This window comes from Streptomyces sp. A0592 (genome assembly GCF_004795115.1).
Classification (GTDB): domain Bacteria; phylum Actinomycetota; class Actinomycetes; order Streptomycetales; family Streptomycetaceae; genus Streptomyces; species Streptomyces erythrochromogenes.
Map to the genome: position 1 here is coordinate 24,794 of NZ_SSBM01000057.1, position 7,644 is coordinate 32,437.

At 72.6% G+C, this 7,644-nt stretch carries 7 protein-coding genes; 5 read left to right on the forward strand and 2 right to left on the reverse strand.

Annotation, left to right across the window (positions count from 1 at the left end):
* Positions 1 to 5 precede the first annotated feature (5 nt).
* The gene (locus E6U81_RS37085; protein WP_240804244.1) at positions 6 to 2,147 is read right to left on the reverse strand and encodes a serine/threonine-protein kinase; all 2,142 of its coding nucleotides are present in this window, start codon (positions 2,145 to 2,147) and stop codon (positions 6 to 8) included.
* Positions 2,148 to 2,253: 106 nt separating this feature from the next.
* Here E6U81_RS37085 and E6U81_RS37090 point away from each other — a divergent pair, with 106 nt between their 5' ends.
* From E6U81_RS37090 to proC, 5 genes are all read left to right on the forward strand, one after another.
* Positions 2,254 to 2,556, forward strand: coding sequence for an SH3 domain-containing protein (locus E6U81_RS37090; RefSeq protein ID WP_031147837.1), 303 nt, complete (start codon positions 2,254 to 2,256; stop codon positions 2,554 to 2,556).
* A gap of 188 nt (positions 2,557 to 2,744) precedes the next feature.
* Positions 2,745 to 3,194 (forward strand): hypothetical protein, encoded by a 450-nt coding sequence (locus tag E6U81_RS37095; protein WP_240804245.1) that lies wholly within the window; start codon positions 2,745 to 2,747, stop codon positions 3,192 to 3,194.
* Between the two features lie 112 nt (positions 3,195 to 3,306).
* Positions 3,307 to 4,104: an ABC transporter ATP-binding protein gene (locus tag E6U81_RS37100; protein WP_136234399.1), complete on the forward strand. Its 798-nt coding sequence runs from the start codon at positions 3,307 to 3,309 to the stop codon at positions 4,102 to 4,104.
* On the forward strand, positions 4,101 to 4,838 hold the full coding sequence (locus tag E6U81_RS37105) for an ABC transporter permease (protein WP_136234400.1): 738 nt from the start codon (positions 4,101 to 4,103) through the stop codon (positions 4,836 to 4,838). The genes E6U81_RS37100 and E6U81_RS37105 overlap by 4 nt, the downstream gene beginning before the upstream one ends.
* Before the next feature lie 112 nt (positions 4,839 to 4,950).
* Positions 4,951 to 5,760, forward strand: a complete 810-nt coding sequence (proC, locus tag E6U81_RS37110; protein ID WP_136234401.1) for a pyrroline-5-carboxylate reductase — start codon at positions 4,951 to 4,953, stop codon at positions 5,758 to 5,760.
* A gap of 45 nt (positions 5,761 to 5,805) precedes the next feature.
* Here the strand turns inward: proC and trpS are convergent, their stop codons facing one another.
* Positions 5,806 to 6,804: a tryptophan--tRNA ligase gene (gene trpS / locus E6U81_RS37115; protein WP_136234402.1), complete on the reverse strand. Its 999-nt coding sequence runs from the start codon at positions 6,802 to 6,804 to the stop codon at positions 5,806 to 5,808.
* Positions 6,805 to 7,644 lie beyond the last annotated feature (840 nt).

Sequence of the window (7,644 nt, forward strand, 5' to 3'; positions counted from 1 at the left end):
CCCGGTCACCACCGGGCGGGATCGCCCGCGTCCACCGCGAACACCGACCCGTCGGGCGCGCCCGCGAACACCCGCCCGCCACCGGCCACCGGTGCCGGCAGCGTCGACGCGTACGTGGCCTTGCCGTCCGCCATCCGCGGCCTGGTCTGACCCGCCGGCCTGCCGTCGGCCGCGCCGACGGCGAGGAGCCGCCCGTCCGGCGCCGTCAGGTGGACGCGGCCGCCGGCGACCACGGGACGGGAGGCCACCGTCACGCCCGTCTCCAGCCGCCACCGCTCTTTGTCGGCCCCGACGGCCACCAGCGCGCCGGAGGTTCCGAAGAGGTAGGTGGCCCCGTCCGGGTCGACGGCCGCCTCCGCGTCGTACAGCGGCGCCGTGAGCCGCACCCGCTGTGCGGTGCGCGCCGTCAGATCGGCGCGCACGACGGCGGTGGTCCTGGAGGACGCGTCGACGTCCAACAGGTACAGGCCGCCGTGCGCCGCGCCGACCGGCCGCAGCCGTCCCGCCGTGCGGAACTGCCGGGTCACCGTCCCGTTCGCCGGATCGACCGCGGCGAGCTGCGTGGAACCGCTGCCGTCGGGCGTGGCCACGTACAGGTCCGGCGCCGCGCCGCCCTCGGGCCCGCCGCCGGTCCACCACACGGATCCGACCCCGCCGATCTGCTGGGTCCAGCGCGTCCGGCCGTCCGCCGCGTCCAGCGCGGTGACGCTGCCGCTCGTACCGACCAGCAGTACCTGTCCGCCCGCGGGCACGGCCTGCGAGCCGGCGGGGAGTCCCTGCCGCCAGCGTTCCGCGCCGGTGGCCGGGTCCAGTGCCTGGAGCGTCCCGCTGCCGGGCGCCACGACGAGGACCCGTCCGCCGGCGTGAAGGGGCGCGCCGGCGGTCGGCGTCCCCTTCGCCGGGGAGGCCGCGGGCGCCTCCAGACTCCACACCGTCGAACCGTCCGCCGGGTCGAGCCGGGTCGCGGCGAGGCCCGGTCCGGCGCAGTACAGGGCCTCCGCCTGCCAGGAGCAGGCCCCGATCCGGCTGCCCGTCCCGGGCTTGCCCAGGGGGACCGACCAGGGGGCGAAGGTCTTCGCCGGCGCCGGATCCGCCTTCCCGGCGATGTGGGCGGGCGAGGACCCGGCGGCGCCGCCGTGGCGCAGGTACCCGCCGACGGCGCCGCCCACCAGCAGCAGCCCGATCCCGGCCCCGACGGCGATCCGGGCCCGCCGCCTGCGCGGGGCCCGGGGCTCCGCCGCGGCGGGGATCCGCTCCCGGCGGTGGGTGAGCAGCTCGGCCCCGTCGGGCTCCCGCGGCCGCGGTATGAAGGCCTGGGTGTCCTCGGCGGTCGGGTACGCGACCGCCCGCATCTCGGCGATCAGCTCCTCGGCGGTGGGCCGCTCCAGCGGGTCCTTGGCCAGGCACCGTTCGACGAGGGGGACGAGCTGCCGCGGCAGCCCGGTCAGGTCGGGCTCGCTGTGCACCACCTGGTACGCCACCAGGTAGTGGCTGTCGGAGTCGAAGGGACCGCGGCCCGTCGCCGCGTGCACGAGCACCGCGCCGAGCGCGAAGACGTCCGCGGCCGTCCCCACCTCGCGGGGCCGCTGGAACTGCTCGGGCGCCATGAACGGCGGGGTCCCGATCAGCTTCCCGGTCTCGGTCCGCAGGTCGCTGTCTGCCGGCCGGGAGATCCCGAAGTCGATGACCCGTACGCCGTCGGGCGCCATGAGCACGTTGCTGGGCTTGAGGTCCCGGTGGACCACGCCCGCCCGGTGGATGTCGCGCAGCGCTTCCGCCAGGCCGGCGGCGAGCCGGGCCAGTTCGGTGCGGTCCAGCACCTGCTTGCGTACGCGTTCGGCGAGGGTCGGCGCGTCGATGAACAGGGTGGCCATCCAGGGCCGTTCGGCGTCGGGGTCGGCGTCCACGACGGGCGCGGTGAACGCACCGCTCACCCGGCGCGCGGCCGTGACCTCCTGCCGGAACCGGGCCCGGAACTCCGGGTCCACGGCGTGCTCGGCATGCACGATCTTGACGGCGAGTTTCAGCCCCGAGCCGGACGTGGCGAGGTGGACGACGCCCATGCCTCCGGAGCCGAGCACCGATTCGAGCCGGTACTGCCCGGCGTACTCCGGAAAGCCCGCGTAGTCCGCGCGCAGCGAATGCACCGCTCACCACCCCCGTCGGAGCCTAGTCGATGACCCGTACGCATCTCCAAGGTCCTGCTACCCTGCGCGAGTTGCGCACGGCAACGCCCATGGGGGGAGATTTCGCATGTCGGTGGAGAACGATTCGAGCCAAGTCCAGAGCCTGGCCGCAGGCTCCGGCTACCCGTCCTATCCGGTCGCTCCCGGCTACCGGCTGAACGTCCGCAGCGGCCCCGGCACCAACTACTCGGTGATCGACGTGCTGCCGCTCGGCGCGACCGTCACGCTGCGCTGCCAGACCGAGGGCACCACGGTCTCGGGCCCGTACGGCACGACGGACATCTGGGACTGCGTCGGGAACGGCCGCTTCGTCTCCGACGCGTACGTCCGGACCGGCAGCGACGGCTTCGTGGTCACGCACTGCGGCTGACCCGTCCGACCCGGCCGACCCGTCTGACACGTGAGACACACCCGGCCCGACCGGCCCGGCGGGGGATAATCGCTGCTGTGAGCGACGACCAGCGAGACCAGACCCCCGCCGAGCCGGCCACCCCGGCACGCGCCGCTGCCTCGGCCGCGTCCGAGCCGACGGTCCCCGCCGGCCCGCAGCCCGAGCCGATCCGGTACTTCGGCACCACCTGGGTGAACCACGAGAGCGGCTACGGCCTGCGCCGCGCCGCCATCGCCGTCGGCTCCCTGGTCACGGCCACCGCCGCCGCCCTGCTGCTCCGCTTCTCCTACGAGGGCCTGGAGATCGGCAACGTCGGCCCCTTCCTCAGCATCTCCGTCGTCGTCCTCTTCGCGATCTCCAGCGCCATCGCCTTCGTCAAGACCTGGGACTCCTACAACCGGCGTCCGGCCCCGTCCTCCGACGAAGCCGCCCTCAAGGGCCTCAAGATGATCGGTTTCATCGGCTCCCTCATCGCGTACTCCCTGCGCTGCCTGACCGAGGCCCCCGGCGAGAAGCTCCGCCGTGCCGAGTACGAGCGCGCCCTCGCCGACTACGAGCGCCGCCGCAGCACCCGGACGGGCAACCCGGCCGCCCGCCGCCCCAAGCGCAAGAAGTAGCGGGCCCGCCCCCGCGGCCCGCCCCCGCGGCCCGCCCCCGCGGCCTGCTCCGCGCGTCGGCTTCCTTCCCGGTGATTGACGCCCGGGCACCGCCAGGAGCATTATTCATCACATGATGAATAAGCAGGCCGATGGAGACCCGGCCGCCGTGCACGCCCACGGCTTGACCGTCCGCCGCGGCACCGGCCGCACCCCGCGCACCGTCATCGCCGACATCGCCTTCGACGTCCCCCGCGGCCGCATCACCGGCCTCCTCGGCCCCTCCGGCTGCGGCAAATCCACCCTCCTGCGCGCCATCGTCGGCACCCAGGCCCACGTCACCGGAACCCTCGACGTCCTCGGCCGCCCCGCCGGCCACCCCGAACTGCGTTCCCGCATCGGCTACGTCACCCAGGCGCCCTCCGTCTACGACGACCTCACCGTCCGCCAGAACCTCGACTACTTCGCCGCGATCCTCGACCCCGGCCGGGCCGCCGCCGCCCGCCGCGCCGACGCCGTGGACCGCGCCATCACCGACGTCGACCTCACCACCCGCGCCGGCGCCCTCGCCGGCAACCTCTCCGGCGGCCAGCGCAGCCGGGTCTCCCTCGCCGTCGCCCTGCTCGGCACCCCCGAACTCCTGGTCCTCGACGAACCCACCGTCGGACTCGACCCCGTCCTGCGCCGCGACCTGTGGAACCTCTTCCACGACATCGCCGCCACCCGCGGCGCCACGATCCTCGTCTCCTCCCACGTCATGGACGAGGCCGAACGCTGCCACGACCTGCTCCTCATGCGCGAGGGCCGCATCCTCGCCCAGGACACCCCCGACGCCCTGCGCGCCCGCACCCACTCCGCCACCGTCGAGGAGGGCTTCCTCCGCCTCGTCGACGAGGCCAACACCCTCGCCGCCCAGGAGCAGACCCGATGAACGCCGCCCGCACCACCGCCACCGCCGCCCGGGTCCTGCGCCAGCTCCGCCACGACCCGCGCTCCATCGCCCTGATGGTCCTGGTGCCCGTCCTGATGCTCACGCTGCTGCGCTTCGTCTTCGACGGCAGCCCCCGCACCTTCGACAGCATCGGCGCGTCACTCCTCGGGATCTTCCCCCTCATCACCATGTTCCTGGTGACCTCCATCGCCACCCTGCGCGAACGCACCTCCGGAACCCTCGAACGCCTCCTCGCCATGCCCCTCGGCAAGGGCGACCTCATCGCCGGCTACGCCCTCGCCTTCGGCGCCGTCGCCGTCGTCCAGTCCCTCCTCGCCACCGGCCTCGCCCTCTGGGCCCTCGGCCTCGACGTCGTCGGCTCCCCCTGGCTGCTCCTGCTCGTCGCCCTGCTCGACGCCCTCCTCGGCACCGCCCTCGGCCTCTTCGTCTCCGCCTTCGCGGCCTCCGAATTCCAGGCCGTCCAGTTCATGCCGGCGGTGATCTTCCCCCAGCTGCTCCTCTGCGGACTCTTCGCCGCCCGCGACACCATGCACCCGGTCCTCGAAGGCATCTCCGACGTCCTGCCCATGTCCTACGCCGTCGACGGCATGACCCAGGTCCTCACCCACACCGACATGACGGCCGACTTCGTCCGCGACGCTGTGATCGTCGCCGCCTGCGCCGTCCTCGTACTCGCCCTCGGCGCGGCCACCCTCCGCCGCCGCACCCCCTGACCGCACTGCGGACGCCGCAGCCCGGCCCGCCCCCCGGGTGCAAGGATGAGGACACGTACGCGTACGCCTGCGCAGCCCAGGCGGAAGAACAGTTCGGCGAGGTGGATCGGGCATGACCCAGACAGTCGCAGTCCTCGGTACCGGCAAGATCGGCGAGGCCCTGCTCAGCGGAATGATCCGCGGCGGCTGGCCCGCCTCCAAGCTCCTCGTCACCGCGCGCCGCAGCGACCGGGCCGAGGAACTCCGCACCCGCTACGGCGTCGAGGCCGTCTCCAACGCCGAGGCCGCCAAGCGCGCCGACACCCTCATCCTCACCGTCAAGCCCCAGGACATGGCCAAGCTCCTCGACGAGCTCGCCCCCCACGTCCCCGCGGGCAGGCTCGTCATCAGCGGCGCCGCCGGCATCCCCACCTCCTTCTTCGAGGAGCGGCTCGCCCCAGGCACCCCCGTCGTGCGCGTCATGACGAACACCCCCGCCCTCGTCGACGAGGCCATGTCCGTCATCTCCGCCGGCAGCCACGCCACCGCCGAGCACCTCGCCCACACCGAGGAGATCTTCGGCGGCGTCGGCAAGACCCTGCGCGTCCCCGAGTCACAGCAGGACGCGGCCACCGCCCTCTCCGGCTCCGGCCCCGCCTACTTCTACTTCCTCGTCGAGGCCATGACCGACGCCGGCATCCTCCTCGGCCTGCCCCGCGCCCAGGCCCACGACCTCATCGTCCAGGCCGCCATCGGCGCCGCCGTCATGCTCCGCGACAGCGGGGAACACCCCGTCAAGCTCCGCGAGGCCGTCACCTCCCCCGCCGGCACGACCATCAACGCCATCGTCGAGCTGGAGAAGCACGGCGTACGGGCCGCCCTGATCGCCGCCCTCGAAGCCGCCCGCGACCGCAGCCGCGAGCTCGCCTCCGGCAACAGCTGAACCACGGGCCCCCGCCCCGCCGGGGGCCCGCCACCCGTCCTCCCGCTACGGCGCGAGCAGCCCGATCGCCTCGTACGCCCGGTCCACCACGGGCCGCGCCAGCTCCCGGGCCCGCCCCGCGCCCTCCCGCAGCGCCTTGTCCACCTGCGCGGGATCGGCCGCGAGCTCCGCGTGCCGCTCCTGCAACGGCCGCAGCAGCTCGACCACGGCGTCGGCGACGTCCCGCTTCAGCGCCCCGTACCCGCTGTACCCGTCGGCGAGCGCAGCCGGGTCGCCGCCGGTGCACGCCGCCAGGATGTCCAGCAGGTTCGCCACTCCCGGCCGCGCCGCCCGGTCGTGGACCACTCCGCCGTCCCCGCTGTCGGTGACGGCCCGCATCACCTTCTTGCGCACCACCCCGGGCTCGTCGAGCAGGTAGACGATCCCCGCCCCGTTCTCGTGGGACTTCCCCATCTTCGACGTGGGGTCCTGCAGGTCCATGACCCGAGCGGCCACCGCCGGATGGGTGGCCTTCGGCACGGTGAAGGTGTGCCCGTAGCGCTGGTTGAAGCGCACCGCCAGATCCCGGGTCAGCTCCACGTGCTGGCGCTGGTCCTCCCCGACCGGCACCTCCCCGGCTCCGTAGGCCAGGATGTCCGCGGCCATCAGCACCGGATAGGTGAGCAGCGACAGCCGCACGCCGTCACCGGCGGCCTGCGCCTTCGCCGCCTTCTCCCGGTACTGGATCATCCGCCGCAGCTCCCCGTCGGTCGCCGTGCACTCCAGCAGGTAGGCCAGCCGGGTGTGCTCGTCGACGTGGCTCTGTACGAAGAGGGTGCAGCGCTGGGGCTCCAGCCCGGCGGCGATCAGCAGCGTCGCGGCCTGCCGGCTCAGCCTGCGTACGCGCGCCGGCTCGTGCTCGACGGTCAGCGCGTGCAGGTCGACGACGCAGAACAGCGCGTCGTCCGGCTCCTGGTCGGCCGCGACCCACTGCCGCACGGCACCCAGGTAGTTCCCCAGGGTCATGTGACCGGTCGGCTTGATCCCGCTGAAGATCCTCGTCATGTCCTGTCCTGCTCTCCCTGTGAGTGCTGAGTGGTGACGGGCCACCGCGCCGGGCGACCGAGCCACTCCCGGGAGGGAGAAAACAGAACGGCCGCCGAGGCGGCGGCCGTGAGCGCATGCGTGCTCGCGTGGAAGGTCGGCCGCCGTCAGGCGGCCCACCAGCGAAGGCTGAGCGTGGGCGCATGCGTAGTCATGGGAGCCAGCGTAGACCGCGGGACATGAGGGCGCCGTGAGTTTCGGCCGCACCGCGCGGCGGCGGTCAGCGGGGGGTTGACACGTCTGTGCCCGGTCCGTAAGGTTCTTCGAGTTGTCCGACGTGAGCGCCGACCCCGGTCGGTCCCCGGACAGCCATTCCGCACTACACATTCGAACGAACGACGCACTTTGTCGTCTCGTTTTCATGCGTATTTGCGAATGAGGAATCCGTGTCCGAGGACGCTGCCGCCGATTAGGTTCGGAGGCAAGGAATCCGCTACTGTCTCACTCGCCGCAAGGGCCCAACAGCCCGAGCAGCACAACCCGCTGACTGGGAATCAGGCCCGAAAGGTTCTGATAGAGTCGGACCCGCCGGAAAGGGAAACGCGAAAGCGAAAACCTGGAAAGCGCCGAGGAAGTCGGACACGAAAGAGTCTGATAGAGTCGGAAACGCAAGACAGCAGAACGAAAGCCCGGAGGAAAGCCCGAGAGGGTGAGTACAAAGGAAGCGTCCGTTCCTTGAGAACTCAACAGCGTGCCAAAAATCAACGCCAGAAGTTGATACCCCGTCCACTTCGGTGGATGAGGTTCCTTTGAAAAAGACCTGTCGGGCCTTCGGGCACTGGCAGGCAACCAAACACAGCG